Below are 15511 nucleotides of genomic sequence, written 5' to 3'. Positions count from 1 at the left end.
CCCCCAGCGTGGATAATATAGAGCTATTACTTAGCTTTCCCTTGATTAGCGACGGCTTCGATTGCGGCCTGCACTTCTTCCGGGTCACCAATGAATTCCTTCTTCAGGACTTTAAACTGAGAATCCAATTCGTACATCATCGGAATCCCAGTTGGCATGTTCACACCCATGATTTCATCAGGAGTCATGTTTTCAAGGTGCTGCATCAAGGCTCGCAGAGAATTTCCATGAGCCACAATCAGGACTTTTTTCCCAGCCTGAATCTGAGGTTTGATCTCGTCATTCCACATTGGTAAAAAACGAGCCACAGTATCTTTCAACGACTCTGCCGATGGGAGCATCGCAGAGGACACAGAGGCATAGCGAGGATCGTGGCTTGGATGACGAGGATCCTTCGCCTCCATCGCTGGAGGTGGAGTGTCATAACTGCGTCGCCAAATTTTAACCTGGTCTTCCCCATGACGGGCCGCGGTCTCGGATTTATTCAACCCTTGTAAGGCCCCATAGTGTCGTTCATTCAAGCGCCAGTCTTTTTTCACTGGCAGCCATAACAAATCCAACTCTTCCAAGGCCAAGTGACAGGTCTTGATTGCGCGTTTCAACATTGAAGTATAGGCGACATCAAAACTAAAGCCTCGCTCATGTAGGGCTTTGCCTCCTTTTTGAGCTTCTGCTCGACCTTTCTCAGAAAGATCTACGTCCTGCCATCCCGTAAAACGGTTTTCTTGATTCCAGACACTTTCACCGTGGCGAATAAGCACCAGTTTATACACGTTAAACTCCTTCATTTTCGACAATAAAAGAGCTAACATAATTAAGCCTTTCAATACAAAAAGCTTTTACCAAGCGTTGCAATCTGGCGCCTCGCATTAGATCGTGACCATGACTGAAGTTTTTGAAAAAAGAATGGCACAACATGAGAGCACCTAAACCACAACGAGGACCTTGTGAACAACAACGGAATGAATACATCCAATCTTGATTATATTGAGGGACTATACAGTCAATACAAAGCAAATCCAGACAGCGTTGACTTCGAATGGAAAAGATTTTTTGAAGGCGTTGATTTTGGAGCTGCCTCCAATCTTGGTCTGAGTGATAAAGAACTAAGTGTCTATAATCTGATTCAAGCGTATCGCGATTATGGCCACGAAGAGGCCAATCTAAATCCGCTAGGCACACCAACAGCTTCAGACAATTTGTCTTTGAAAAATTTTGGCCTTTCTGAAAAAGATCTAGATCAAAAATTTCAAATTGGTTCTTTGATTGGAAAGAAAAATGCCAGCCTCAAAGAAATTGTAGCGACTCTCAAAGCAACTTATTCCGGAACTGTCACGGTTCAAACTAAACATACAGAGCCTGCCGTACAAAAGTGGTTTATTAAAAATTTCGAAGCCGAAAATTATAAACTATCTAACGAGCAAAAGAAGGCCGCACTCAAAAGCATTACCAATGCCGAGGCCTTTGAAAAATTTGTTCACACTCGCTACGTTGGTACCAAGCGCTTTTCCGTTGAAGGCGGAGACGCTCTGTTGCCAATGATGGATACCTTGGTTGATAAGGGTTCAGAAAAAGGCGTTAAAGAAATCGTTATCGGAATGGCGCACCGTGGGCGCGTGAACATGCTGGTGAATTTTATGGGTAAAGGGCTCGAGTATGTCTTCGGAGACTTCAACGGCCCGCTTGAGTCTGAAGCTGTCATCGAAGACTTCGACAACGACGTTAAATATCACCTTGGCTACTCTAAAGAAAAAAAATCTGTCAGTGGCGCAGCAGTAAAATGCACGATGGCCTTTAATCCATCGCATCTTGAAACTGTGAACCCTGTCGCTATGGGTATGGCGAAGGCCTATCAAGCTCGCCTTGGCGATAAGAATGGCCAAGCCGTCGTGCCAGTATTGATACATGGTGATGCTGCTTTTGCCGGTCAAGGTATCGTTCAAGAATGTCTTCAAATGTCAGGTGTCGAGGCCTACAATGTCGGCGGCGTACTGCATATCATCATCGACAACCAAGTGGGCTTCACAACGTCTCCAGATCGTGCTCGCTGCACTCGATATTCCTCGGACGTGGCGTTAGGTTGGGGCATCCCCGTTATCCACGTTAACGGTGACGATGCGGAAGCCTGTGTTCGCGCAATGGACTTAGCTATTCGCTACCGCCAAGAATTCAAGAAAGATGTCGTCATTAATCTGATTTGTTACCGTCGTTTCGGGCACAATGAAGGCGACGAGCCTGCTTACACTCAGCCTAAGATGTACGACATCATCCGTAGCCACAAAACTCTGCGAGAAATTTACGGAGCCAAGCTTGCGGCTGAAAATGTGATCAGTCAGGCCGAAGTCGAAGCCCTGATGAACGGACGCATTGATGAAATCCAAAAAATCTACGACGAGACAAAAAAGAATCCGCCTAAGTTAAAAAACTTTAAGTACGAAGGCGCTTGGAAAGGTCTTCGCAAGGCAAAGGCTTCTGATTTTGAAAAGTCTGCTGATACTTCATTTGATCTTAAAAAGCTTCAAAGTGTTGGACAGAAAATCGTCGAATTCCCAGCTGGATTTGCTCCGCACCCGAAATTGAAAAAGCTAATCGAAAGCCGCTTGAATGCCATTCAAGGTAAGGAAAATATCGACTGGGGAACTGCAGAGCTTTTAGCCTACGCGACTTTGCTATCTGAAGGTCATCCAGTTCGCCTTGTCGGTGAAGACGTTATGCGCGGGACATTCACTCATCGTCACGCCGGCTTTGTTGACGTCAATAATGGACAACGAGCATTCCCAGTGGCTCAGGTGAATCCTCAGGCTGAACTTTATGTTGGTGAATCCATTCTTTCCGAGTACGCAGCATTGGGTTTTGAATACGGCTTCTCTTCTGCGGATCCTCAGTACTTAACGATGTGGGAGGCCCAATTTGGTGACTTCGCGAACGGGGCACAAATTGTTATAGACCAATATATCGCCGCTGCTGAAACAAAATGGCAACTAAACAGTGGCCTTGTTATGCTTCTTCCGCACGGCTACGAAGGTCAAGGCCCCGAGCACTCTTCAGCACGCCTAGAAAGATTCTTGCAACTTTGTGCTCAGTACAACATGCAAGTCATCAATCCGACGACATCTGCCCAAATTTATCACGCGTTAAGACGGCAAGTTCGTCGCGATTTCCGCAAGCCATTGATTGTGATGTCTCCGAAGAAACTACTTCGCTACCCATCCGCAGGCTCAAATATTGAAGAACTTGCAAAAGGCCGCTTCCAAGAAGTGATTGGCGACAGCAAAGTCGATGCTAAGAAAGTCACAAAAGCGATCTTTGTTTCGGGTAAGTTCTATTACGACCTTGCTGAAGAGCGAGAGAAAAATAAGCGCGAAGATGTTGCCATCATTCGGCTAGAACAACTTTATCCATTCCCGGAAAAGCAGGTTCTAGAGCTACTGAAACAGTATCCAAATCTAAAACAAGTCGTTTGGGCTCAAGAAGAACCAAAAAACATGGGTGCCTTCCAAAGCGTCTATTTCAATTTTGTTGAAATCATGTTGAGCGCAAATATCAAGGCCAACTTCGCCTACGTAGGACGTCCAGATCGAGCCTCTCCAGCGACAGGTTCTGTCTATCGCCACGCAAACGAACAAGCCGAAATCATAGCAAACGCATTTAAGGGGTAATTAAAATGAAAATTGACATCAAAGTCCCTTCCGTAGGTGAATCTGTAACTGAAGCCACTATTGGTTCTTGGAACAAAAAAAGTGGTGAATTTGTAAAACGAAACGAAGTTCTACTATCCCTTGAAACAGACAAGGCCTCTGTGGAAGTGGTTGCTGAAAACGATGGTGTATTGACGATCTCGGCCAATGCCGGCGACGTTGTTCAAATTGGCGCCACAGTCGGAAGTTTAGACACTTCGGCTTCAGCTCCTGCAGGTGCACCTGCCCCTGCGGCAGCTGCAGCACCAACTCCCTCAGCTACGCCAGCAGCACAAGCTGCACCAGCCTCTACGGGCTCTATTCATCCTGATTTAAAAAATCATTTGTCTCCGGCAGTTCAACGCGTGGTAAATGAAAAAGGCATCGACCCGTCTGGAATTTCAGGCACAGGCAAAGACGGTCGCCTGACAAAAGCTGATGTTATGAGTGCGAATCCCGCACCAGCAACTACGGCGGCTAAACCTGCCACCCAAGCAACACCTGCTTTCGTTGCGCCAGTTTCCTCACGCCAAGGAGATAAAAAACTGGTGCCAATGACGACGATTCGCAAGCGCATCGCCGAGAAACTAAAAGAAGCTCAAAATACGGCAGCACTTTTGACAACCTTCAATGAAATCGACATGAGCAAAGTGATGGAACTTCGTGCGAAGTACAAAGATTCCTTCAAAGAAAAACATGGTCTAAGCCTTGGCTTTAATGGTTTTTTTGTAAAAGCGGCAGTCGAAGCTTTGAAGGCTTATCCAGCGGTCAACGCTTGGATCGCAGGTACAGATCTTGAGTACCATAACTACTACAATGTCGGAATCGCCGTTTCGACAGAAAAAGGTTTGATGGTTCCCGTAATTAAGGATGCTGATCTATTGTCTGTTGCCGGCATTGAAGCTGCGGTTCGCAACTTGGCAGTCAAAGGACGTGACGGCAAAATCGGAATTGATGACCTTACGGGCGGCACTTTTTCAATTACCAATGGTGGCGTTTTTGGATCTTTACTTTCAACTCCGATTCTCAACTTCCCTCAGTCTGCGATTTTAGGACTTCATAAAATCCAAGATCGACCTGTTGCGATCAACGGCAAAGTCGAGATTCGCCCAATGATGTATGTTGCTTTGACATACGATCACCGCATTATCGATGGTAAAGAAGCAGTCAGCTTCCTGGTAAAGATCAAAGAGCTTGTAGAGGATCCAGAAAGACTTCTTCTTGAAGTGTAACAGTAACAATAAAATCATTTATACAAGGCCCTGCGGGAATCTGCGGGGCTTTTTTTATTGCTAATTATTACTCGCTTGCTAGGATCTTTTTAAATAAGGGATCCATCATGTTGTCTCGATTTTCGTTCATATTTGCGGTGATACTCGTGCTATCTTTGCCAAATTTAATCCAAGCTGCAAATCGAACTCTTGTAACCTTTCATGGCCCCGAATCAAAACTCGACGTGCGCTATAAATTTCATTGGACAATTCTTGAAAAGGCTTTGGAAGTTACCACCTCCGAGTATGGCCCCTTTGAATTAAAGCAGGGACTCTTCATGACTGAAGACCGTCAACTCGAGTTAATGAAGTACAAATCCTCGTCCCTTCAAGTCATGATCCGTGAAGATTCAGACCTTCTAGAGATATTACTTGAACCCGTTCGCCTCCCCATAGATCGCAACCTGATCGGATACCGCATTTTTTTAATCAACAAAAATCAGCAACAACGATTCAACAGTATTAAAAGTCTTGAAGATTTAAAGTCTCTGACTCTAGTTCAAGGGGCTGGCTGGGGCGATGTGCAGATTTTAAAACGTGCGGGTCTTAATGTAAAAACGGAAGTCTATTACGATGACCTGTTCAAGCTAACAGCTTACGGTCGCTTTGATTCATTTCCACGAGGCCTCAATGAGGTCGGCCCTGAATTCGAAAAGTTTAGCGGACTTTTTCCAAGTTTGACGATTGAAAATAACATTCTTTTATTTTATCCCCTCCCTACCTATTTTTGGTTTCAAAAAAATCCACAAGGTCGTCGCTTAGCCCAAAGAGTCGAAAAAGGTATGCTCAAGTTAGTAAAAAATGGAAGCTACCAAAGAATGTTCGCAGAGTTTTACCTTTCAGATTTGAAAAAATTAAATTTAACAGGCCGTCGGCTTATCAAAATACAAAACTCTTTATTGCCCGCCCAACAACCAGCCCTTGATGAGTTCTGGTTTTTCAATCCTTTGGATGGAAAAATTTAATGCCGCGCAATATTTAGGTTCTCTTGCCTTCAAATTACCAAAGTCACCAAATTAATGTTAGGCTATTCCCATTGAATAAAAATCGAGGTCACATATGTCAGAACAACAATTTGATTTAGTAGTTATTGGCTCGGGTCCCGGCGGTTACGTGGGTGCCATTCGCGCCGCTCAGTTAGGATTAAAAACAGCAATCGTTGAAAAAGACAAAACATACGGTGGAACTTGCCTGAATGTTGGCTGCATTCCTTCTAAAGCACTTTTGCAATCGTCTGAACACTATCATGCCGCCCTTCATGATTTCGAAGCTCATGGTGTAAAGATCAATCGCGTTGAACTTGATTTAAAAACGATGATGGCCAGAAAAGATAAAGTCGTTCAACAAAACACTGAAGGCATCGCATTTCTTTTCAAAAAGAACAAAATCACTCCTTTCCAAGGACTGGGTAAAATTCAAGGACAAGGTAAAGTAGAAGTAACAGCAAACGATGGCAGCAAAACGATTTTAAATGCAAAAAACATCATGATCGCTACGGGCTCGGTGCCTGTCGAATTGCCATTTTTGAAGTTCGACGAAAAGAAGATCGTTTCGTCAACTGGCGCACTTTCACTTTCTTCAGTTCCAAAGAAAATGGTTGTTGTGGGTGGCGGAGTCATCGGCCTTGAATTAGGTTCTGTCTGGGCTCGTCTTGGATCTCAGGTAACAGTGATTGAATATGCAGATCGTTTAGGTGGCGCCATGGACCAAGACTGCATGAATGTGCTTAAAAAATGTATGCAAAAAGAAGGCGTCTCGTTCTTAATGTCTACGAAGGTCACAGGCTCTCAACCTAAGGGCGAGCAAGTTGAATTGACCTTTGAAGCGCTCAAAGACGGAAAAACAGATAGTATCGTTGCTGATGCTGTATTGGTTTCTACCGGTCGTAAGCCATTTACCAATGGGTTGGGCTGCGAAGAGGCTGGAATCGAAAAAGATCCTCAAGGTCGCATCAAAACCAATTCACACTTTCAAACTAATATTCCCGGAATTTATGCGATTGGTGACGTAATCCAAGGCCCAATGTTGGCTCATAAAGCTGAAGAAGAAGGTGTTGCTTGTGCCGAATTTATCGCAGGCAAGCATGGCCATGTAAATTACGGTACAGTTCCTTCAGTGATCTATACTCACCCAGAGATTGCATCCGTGGGAATCACTGAAGAGCAGGCCAAAGCGCAAGGAATCGAAATCAATGTTGGGAAATTCCCTTTCTTAGCAAATGGACGCGCACGTGCGGTTGGCTTTACTGAGGGTTTTGTTAAAATTATCGCAGATAAAAATACAGATAAAATCTTGGGTGGACATATTGTAGGCCCGATGGCTTCTGAACTTTTGGGTGAAATCACAGTTGCTATGGAATTTGGTGGCTCGGCAGAAGATCTTGCTAGGTCTTTCCATGCTCACCCAACCCTATCTGAATCTATCCGCGAAGCTGCTTTGGCCGTCGACAAACGTCAACGCCAAATGTAGTTACTGCTTCTATAGGAATATAGGCAAAAACAATAACCCCTGAAGCTGTTGATACTTCAGGGGTTTTTTATTTACCTTTGTTTATGATCTTAAACATAACTGGACATATTCAAAATAAAGTACATTCTTATAGTATAGCGGCAACGCCACAACAAAAGGAGGCACCATGGCCGTCATCGAACTTAATAAGAACAACTTCCAATCCACAGTTCAAAGCAGCGAAATGATCTTCTTGGACTTTTGGGCTCCATGGTGTGGACCTTGCCGTCGTTTTGCTCCTACATTTGAAGCCGTTGCTGAAAAAAACAAAGATATTGTCTTTGCAAAAATCAATACGGAAGATGAAGTTGAGCTTGCCGCAAACTTTCAAATCAAATCTATTCCCACACTGATGATTATTAAAGACGGAGATATTATCTTTTCTCAACCCGGAGCGCTTCCAGAAGACGTGCTTCAGCAACTTGCGGACAAAACACGCGAAGTAAATATGGATGAAGTGCGAGCTCAAGATAGCGAGTAATCAGAAGCCCCACTGGAACATCAAAAGCCAGTGGGATTTTTAAATTCATTTTTTTTAATCCAAAGGAATAGAGACATTGTCTAAACTAATCCATGCATTAGACGACATCGTCTCTACATACATCACTCCGGTGGGACCAATGATGATATTCGCAGTCCCCGAAGGCGCCGCCACCGAAAACTCAACAATATACTGAGGACGATATCCAACGGGCAAAGTAAAGAAGGCATTTGCGGAACCTGCCGCCCCGTTCTTGATAAGCCCCCGCAAGCGTAGATATCCCATACTATCAATGCGATATCCAAAGTTCGCATAACCAAGACCGTAATTAGACCATCCGTTTGTTAAAGTCGGATAAATCCAAGGCGCTTGTTCAAGTTTTGTCGTCCCACCTACAACTTCTAATTTATTTGTGGGTGCAGCAGTTCCAATTCCTAATCGATTATTGGCTAAGTCATAATTTAAACCCGAATTACCGACAAGAACTCCGCTGTTATTTATCTGAACTTGGCCAGTAGAGCCTGCTGCTGCATTAGAGGGAGTGCCTGAAACATAGGGAATCCAAAAGATAGCATCGGGAGCACAACTATAGGTCGTTGTCACTTTCCAGTAATCATCTTTTTTTACAGGAATCGTCGCACCAGCTTGTGATCCCCCAGTCGCATATGCTTTGCCCTTAATTCTTTCAGTCGTAGGTGGATTGTTTGAATCTGAAAATACGGAATAGTATCCATATCCACAACTAGATGGGTTCACGACAACAACACCGTCCGACGGTGCCTGATAAACAGTATCGGCAGATCGAGATATCCAAGCGCCAAAGACCACCCCAGAAGAACCCGAAGCAGCCGTCGTTTGCGTACTTCCATCAGGAAATTTAATTCCGCCCGCCGTGGATTCAATCACCCCGGCAACTGAAAGCTTCTGCCCCGGTATTGCCGTACCAATTCCAACATTGCCACCTGCGTAATTAATTCCACCAGTTGCAGCAGACCAATAGGTCGCCGAAGCTGGAAGGCGAGCACTTGCAATGGTTCCCGATGCAATCACTGCGGCATCTAAGTTTGCGATATTTGCGCAAGTAAATGCATCCGTCACTGCAGACCAAGTTAAAGTCTGCGATGATGTACAGCTGGTTGAAAATTGAGATGCCCCTACAGATGTTCGTAAATCATCAACACCAAAATACACAGGTTCAAATTGCGTGGTACTGTTGTTGTATCTATAAACTTGCCCATCTAACGGAGTTGTTGAGACAACCGTCACTCCGCGGATTTTATTCACTGATGGGTTTGGATATGTTCCACCTAAATCCCCCGCTGCTGATCCAGTCGGAGTTCTAGAATCCGTAAAGCGTGCATCATTTCCTGCCGCCAATGTGTTTGCCACGGTGCCTACGTTGGCTGTGATCGTGGGCGTAGTTCCACTATTAGCAACCGTTAAATAAGCATTCGCGCTACTGACATTGGTCACCGTTCCACCACTCGCCGCTGGCCATGCTGAACGACAATCTGCACCGATACAAAGCTGAGTTGCTTTAATATTGCCATTAACTTCAAGTTTTTCAGACGGATTTGTCGTATTAATTCCAATGTTACCATTAGAATGAACACGCATCCTTTCCGACCGAGAAGCACTTCCAACCGCTGTGGTTTCAAAAATAATTCTATTGCCACGATTCGTCGCACTTTGATCTTCACTAGCTGAAACCTCAATGGCCGCGGACGTTGTTCCAGTACCAGCACCATCATGAGCCCTAAAGTAAAAACCGCCGATTGTATCATTATTTTGAACACTGACTCCGCTGGCTACAGATCCACGAGTCCTGGTCATCATCAATGCAGCCCCATCGTTAGCTCCATTCGATGCATGATAGAGCCTTGCTTGAAACGCACCTGAACTTTGTACATCTAAAGGAAAGCTTGGCGAATTCGTACCGACCCCTATATTTCCCGATGTCGTTAAAGTACCAGTCATTGAGTCGCCGGCTTTGGCTACGTAGCTGTTTAATGTCGAACTAAGTGTTGAACTCGAAACGGCATCCGTGATTCCATACCCCGACAATGTTGTGGGTTTGCCCGAGATATTTGCCCATGCTGCCGCCACCGTCGCACACTCGATGCGATCTGTTGCGCTCACATAAGTCAAAGCTGTGCCTGCAGCACAAGACGGCGTCGTGTTCAAAAAACTCAGTCCACCAATGGAAGAATAAATATCATTGATTTTTAAAGTTCTAAAACTTGGGGCCCCCGCAGAACCACTGGGGGCGGCAAATACAGTATTTGCTGTTTGCGATGCTAAAGAGACCGCCAAAGTTCCACTTGAAGTCACCGGTCCACCACTGACAGACAAAAATGAAGGCACCGATAAGCCAACCGAAGTTACGGTCCCCAATGTGGGATTCGCCGCCGACCAGTTACTGCCATCAAACTTTAATACTTGCCCAGTCGTTGGAGCTGGACCCGAAACGGCGACTCCTTTAATTTTATCAACCGAAATCGCGGAATAGTTGCCACTGATATCGCCAGCAAAAACCGTGGATGATTGTAAAGCATTAGCAATACGAGAATCATTCCCTGCTGCGACCGTACCTGCAGTGCTCCCGATATTAACAGATATTGTCTTTGTCGTGGTACCCGCCACAGAGACACCTGTCCCAGCAAGAACATCCGAGATAACTCCAGAACCCCCGGCATCCGTCACGCAACTTAAATTTGTACCATCCCAATAGACCACCTGCCCAGCGACGCATGAAGCTCCGGGAAGATTTGTCTTTAGAACGAAGTCGTTAATTGTTTTATCGCCTAACTGTGTTGCAGATCTTGCAGTTAAGGCAAAAGGAACAGATCTAATCACATTATCAGGAGAGATGACCTTCCAACCAACACCATCATGAAACTGAACTTTTAATTTTCTAAAAGAATCCACACTTGAAGCCCATGTTCCCGAACCAGAGCAATTATGAGATACACCATTAACAAAAGAATCAGATAATTTGAAAGTAGGGTTCGAAGCGACATCTGGAAACAGGCGTGTTCCTGTGCCGATAGCGACATCGAAAACCCCTTTTGAGTTGACCAAATTAACGCCGTCTTTTTGCTCTCTGAAAAGTACACACGAGCCGTCTTCAGAAGTAATCTCAAATAAGAAGCTAACGTTTGAATATTCAAGCCCTTGTCCATCGGATTTTAATATTCGCCCCTGATAAGTCAAAGAATTCGGGGAGGCCTCAGCATTACCATTAAAAAGTAAGCTTGCCCCCAGCAAAAATATCAATGAAATGTCTTGTTTGCATAAAAACTTATTTTTTGCAAAACTCATAACGCCCCATTTGGCATAATGCCTGTTCCATTGCTTCGTTTTTCTTTTTAAGTTCTTCTACTTCCTGTTTGGTCTTTTTTAACTCATCTATCTGCTGTTGCTGATGCGTAAACGCTCTATAGAGTTCTTTTATGGAATCAATAATTGGTGCCACTAACACTTGGTAAGCTACAGACTTAAATCCATCTTCATTCGTTTTTACAGCTTCTGGGAAAACTTTTTCAACATCTTGTGCAATCAAACCGATCTGAAGGCTCTGATCGCGGCTAGAGTCTTTCCATTTATATGTAACACCTTCCAAGCTCAGCACTTTTTCTAAAGAACCTTGAATCGACGAGATGTCCCGCTTTAATCGACGATCAGAGGACTGAGTCAAGGTACCAGACAAAGTCGCATTCCCATCTCCACGCACTCGTAAAACTGGCGTCGAAGCTCCTCCACCATTTGGCGAAATATCAATTAAATCAGGACTCCCCTCCGTATAGAAGATTCCAAAATTTGGATCTGCAGATGAAAATCTCCAAATACCCCGAGTGCCACCATAAAGTCCTCCGTAGACACTTCCATCAACTTGAACATCACCGTTAACATGTAATTTTCGCGTCGGAGAAGAAGTCCCTATGCCTACATTCCCACTTTCATTGATCCTCATGATCTCGGTCATAGCCCCACTGGCTGGTCGAGTATTAAAAGTCAAGCCGCCACCTGAGGTTCCGTCCGCAACGGTATTATATCCATTGATCTGCGCAAAAGAGGCTACATTTTCATCAGTCGTCGAACGTGCACCAGAGGCAAATTTTATTGCGCCCGGAGTATTTACCGTATTGCCAGATCCCCAGAGCACCACTCCCGAGCCTGTCGGCCCTTGCACATGCAAACCACTCCAAACTTTGGAAGTAGAGGTAGTTAAAGCACCGAACAAGAACATCTCTTCACTTGCGATCCCTGAGTTTGAAATTGTGGTTTGCCCCGGCGGCTGAACTTGCAATAACCCCAGAGGCGAAGCTGTTCCAATTCCTACAAAACCTGTTGAGTCCACTGTCATTCGCGTCAAACGAGTGGTTGACCCCAAAGGAGTCGTCCCAAAATCCACTTTACTACCTTGGGCTGTCGCCGTGAAATTTTCTGCAGCCAAAATTTGAACCGCACCTGAATTGACTCCAAAAGCAGAACCCGAATGATAACCAGTTCCATAGATTCCCGCTAAGCGATCACCAGCTTGTACCGCTGTGGGAGCGGCCACTGTGCCTCGAGATTTATAAAATCCAATCGCTGCACCATTTGTATCAGAGGAACTGTTTTGAACACGAACCCATCCATTCGTATCTCGAACAACATCCAAAGGCGCTAGAGGCGTTGTCGTACCCATGCCGACATTGCCACTGATTCTATAGACGTCACTCCCTGCCTGGGTCCACTGCCCATTAGCAATCGCGGCCGTTCCACTACCTTGGAAGATTGCGACATAAACTTCTGGATAATCCATCACCGTACCGTTTGAATGATAAGTAATTAACTTAACAGAACTTGCTGTCTTGCCACTTCCCGAAGTATTATCCACTGAAACCCATCCACCATCACTGGCAGCCGTATTAACTCCACCGAAAACAACAGCATAATTCGAATCACTCAGTGTATTTGAAAAATTCACGACATATCTACCAGTAGAAGACTTCGTCACGGAGGCTACATTAAATGAACTAGAGATAGTGCCAGCAGCATTAAATGCAACCCACGCAACAGCGGAACCCGCACTTCCGGCCATACCGGTAAATGCCGTCGACTGTGTACTTCCATCTGGAAACTTAATTCCACCCGTTGTGGATTCAATCACCCCCGCGACTGAAAGCTTCTGCCCTGGGGTCGCAGTGCCGATTCCCACATTACCAGAGGCATAGTTAATTCCACCCGTCGCGGCAGACCAGTAAGTCGCCGAAGCTGGAAGCCGAGCATTTGCGATGGTTCCAGATGCAATCACTGCGGCATCTAAGTTGGCAATATTCGCGCAAGTAAATGCATCCGTCACAGCAGACCAAGTCAACGTCTGCGATGACGTACAGCTGGTTGAAAATTGACTCGCGCCAAGTGAAGTGCGTAAATCATCAACTCCAAAATACACAGGCTCAAATTGCGTGGTGCTATTATTGTAGCGATACACTTGACCATCTAAAGGAGTCGTTGAGGCAACCGTCACTCCGCGAATTTTATTCACTGATGGGTTTGGATATGTTCCACCTAAATCCCCCGCGGCTGATCCAGTCGGAGTTCTAGAATCCGTAAAGCGAGCATCGTTTCCTGCTGCCAATGTATTTGCTGACGTCCCCACATTGGCTGTGATCGTCGGCGTAGTTCCACCGTTAGCAACCGTCAGATAAGCGTTCGCACTACTGACGTTGGTCACCGTTCCACCACTCGCCGTTGGCCACGCCGAACGACAATCTGCACCGATACAAAGCTGAGTTGCTTTGATATTGCCGGATACATCTAAAGCCTCACTTGGAGAGGTCACGCCAATTCCCACTTTACCAGTTGAATCAATTCGAATTCGCTCGGAACCAGAGGTCGTAAATCCCAAAGTATTCGCCCCCGCACTAAACATCCCTGTATCCGAATCGCCATTAAAAGTGAAAGTCGGTAAGGCGGCAGAGTTGGCATTTGTAAGTTGAAATGTATTTGCCATATTCGAACGAATCGAACCATTACTTAATGAATACTCACCAAAACCACCAAATGCGATCCCCATCACCCCTGGGCTGACTCGATAAAATCCGGTGTTAGATTCACTAGAAAAAGTGATCGCTGGTGCCGCCGAAGTTCCTGATGGTATTTGTAAAACTCCGGTCATCACATCGCCAGACTTCGCAACATAGTTGCTTAAAGAGGCCGTCGATACAGCATCGGTGATTCCATACCCAGACAATGTTGTAGGTTTACCTGAAATATTCGCCCACGCTGCGGCCACAGTCGCACACTCAATGCGATCTGTTGCGCTCACATAAGTCAAAGCTGTACCCGCAGCACAAGACGGTGCTGTGTTCAAAAAATTCAGTCCGCCAATAGAAGAATAAATATCATTGATTTTTAAAGTTCTAAAACTTGGGGCCCCCGCAGAACCACTGGGGGCGGCAAATACAGTATTTGCTGTTTGCGATGCTAAAGAGACCGCCAAAGTTCCACTTGAAGTCACCGGTCCACCACTGACAGACAAAAATGAAGGCACCGATAAGCCAACCGAAGTTACGGTCCCCAATGTGGGATTCGCCGCCGACCAGTTACTGCCATCAAACTTTAATACTTGCCCAGTCGTTGGAGCTGGACCCGACACTGCGACTCCTTTAATTTTATCGACTGAAATAGCAGAGTAGTTGCCACTGATATCACCTGCAAACACCGTTGTAGACTGCAAAGCATTCGCAATTCGTGAATCATTCCCCGCAGCGACTGTGCCTGCAGTGGTCCCGACGTTCAAGGTCAAAACAGGATTAGAGGTAGGACTTGCGACACTGATGTAAGAGTTCGCCGAAGACACATTCATCACGGTTCCACCAGCGGCCCCGCCAACGGCAGCACACGAAAGACTCGTTCCATTCCATGTCAAAAACTCGGAAACTGCGCAGGTCGGGATACCCGTTTTGACAACAAAATCTGTTGCTGTATATGCACCCAACTTCATGGCCGTAGCCGCGAATCCAGCATAAGGAACCGAACGAATAACCGAATCTGGCGAAATAAGCTGCCATGCCGATCCATCATAAAATGAAACTCGTAAAATTCTACCATCAGAAAGACTTGGGCTGTACTGAGATCCTGAATTCGAGCAGTTATATCCAAGACCACTTGAGGTACAAACCCCGCAGTTTACACTATTTGAATTATTAAAAGCATCGATGATTGAAAATCCCCCAGACGTGGGAAATTGAACAGAACCCGATCCAATTGGAACGTCAAAGAGACCCTTCGAGTTCACCATATTATGACCATTTTTTTGTTCTTGATAAACTAAACAAGAACCATCAGAGCTTAAGATCTGAAATAGAAAAGAGACTGAATTGTATTCTAAAGGTTGACCATTCGACTTCAGGATACGCCCCTGATACGTCAGGTAATTCGGAGTTGCCCACGCCGAACCTAAATGAATAAGGATTATTGAAATGACAATAAACCAGAACCGCACTAAAACACCGCCTATTGATAATCTCTTAACAGAGTTTTTATCGGCATTTTTTATGCGGACCTAAATACTTAATTACGGT

The 15511-nt window shown here is 45.3% G+C and carries 8 protein-coding genes; 5 read left to right on the top strand and 3 right to left on the bottom strand.

The features are described from left to right. Window positions 1-26: 26 nt before the first annotated feature. Entirely contained in the window at window positions 27-773 is a 747-nt protein-coding gene (gene gpmA / locus AC04MN_RS10600) for a 2,3-diphosphoglycerate-dependent phosphoglycerate mutase (protein WP_475383180.1), read from the bottom strand. A 174-nt stretch (window positions 774-947) separates the two neighbouring features. Between gpmA and AC04MN_RS10595 the strand changes: the two genes are divergently transcribed. From AC04MN_RS10595 to trxA, 5 genes are all read left to right on the top strand, one after another. Further along, window positions 948-3659, top strand: a complete 2712-nt coding sequence (locus tag AC04MN_RS10595) for a 2-oxoglutarate dehydrogenase E1 component (RefSeq protein WP_475383179.1) — start codon at window positions 948-950, stop codon at window positions 3657-3659. 5 nt (window positions 3660-3664) lie between these two features. After that, complete coding sequence (gene odhB, locus AC04MN_RS10590) at window positions 3665-4909, top strand: 2-oxoglutarate dehydrogenase complex dihydrolipoyllysine-residue succinyltransferase (protein WP_475383178.1); 1245 nt, start codon at window positions 3665-3667, stop codon at window positions 4907-4909. Window positions 4910-5016: 107 nt separating this feature from the next. After that, complete coding sequence (locus tag AC04MN_RS10585; protein ID WP_475383177.1) at window positions 5017-5913, top strand: hypothetical protein; 897 nt, start codon at window positions 5017-5019, stop codon at window positions 5911-5913. 94 nt (window positions 5914-6007) lie between these two features. After that, entirely contained in the window at window positions 6008-7417 is a 1410-nt protein-coding gene (gene lpdA / locus AC04MN_RS10580; RefSeq protein WP_475383176.1) for a dihydrolipoyl dehydrogenase, read from the top strand. A gap of 166 nt (window positions 7418-7583) precedes the next feature. Continuing rightward, window positions 7584-7937, top strand: a complete 354-nt coding sequence (trxA, locus tag AC04MN_RS10575; protein ID WP_475383175.1) for a thioredoxin — start codon at window positions 7584-7586, stop codon at window positions 7935-7937. Between the two features lie 54 nt (window positions 7938-7991). Here the strand turns inward: trxA and AC04MN_RS10570 are convergent, their stop codons facing one another. Then, window positions 7992-11258, bottom strand: a complete 3267-nt coding sequence (locus tag AC04MN_RS10570) for a hypothetical protein (protein ID WP_475383174.1) — start codon at window positions 11256-11258, stop codon at window positions 7992-7994. Continuing rightward, on the bottom strand, window positions 11239-15432 hold the full coding sequence (locus tag AC04MN_RS10565) for a tail fiber domain-containing protein (protein ID WP_475383173.1): 4194 nt from the start codon (window positions 15430-15432) through the stop codon (window positions 11239-11241). Before AC04MN_RS10565 ends, AC04MN_RS10570 begins: the two co-directional genes overlap by 20 nt. Window positions 15433-15511 lie beyond the last annotated feature (79 nt).

It is taken from the genome of Bdellovibrio sp. ZFWA1, from assembly GCF_056175665.1.
The sequence above is the reverse complement of the archived record's forward strand: the minus strand, read 5'-3'. Positions and strand labels throughout refer to the sequence as shown.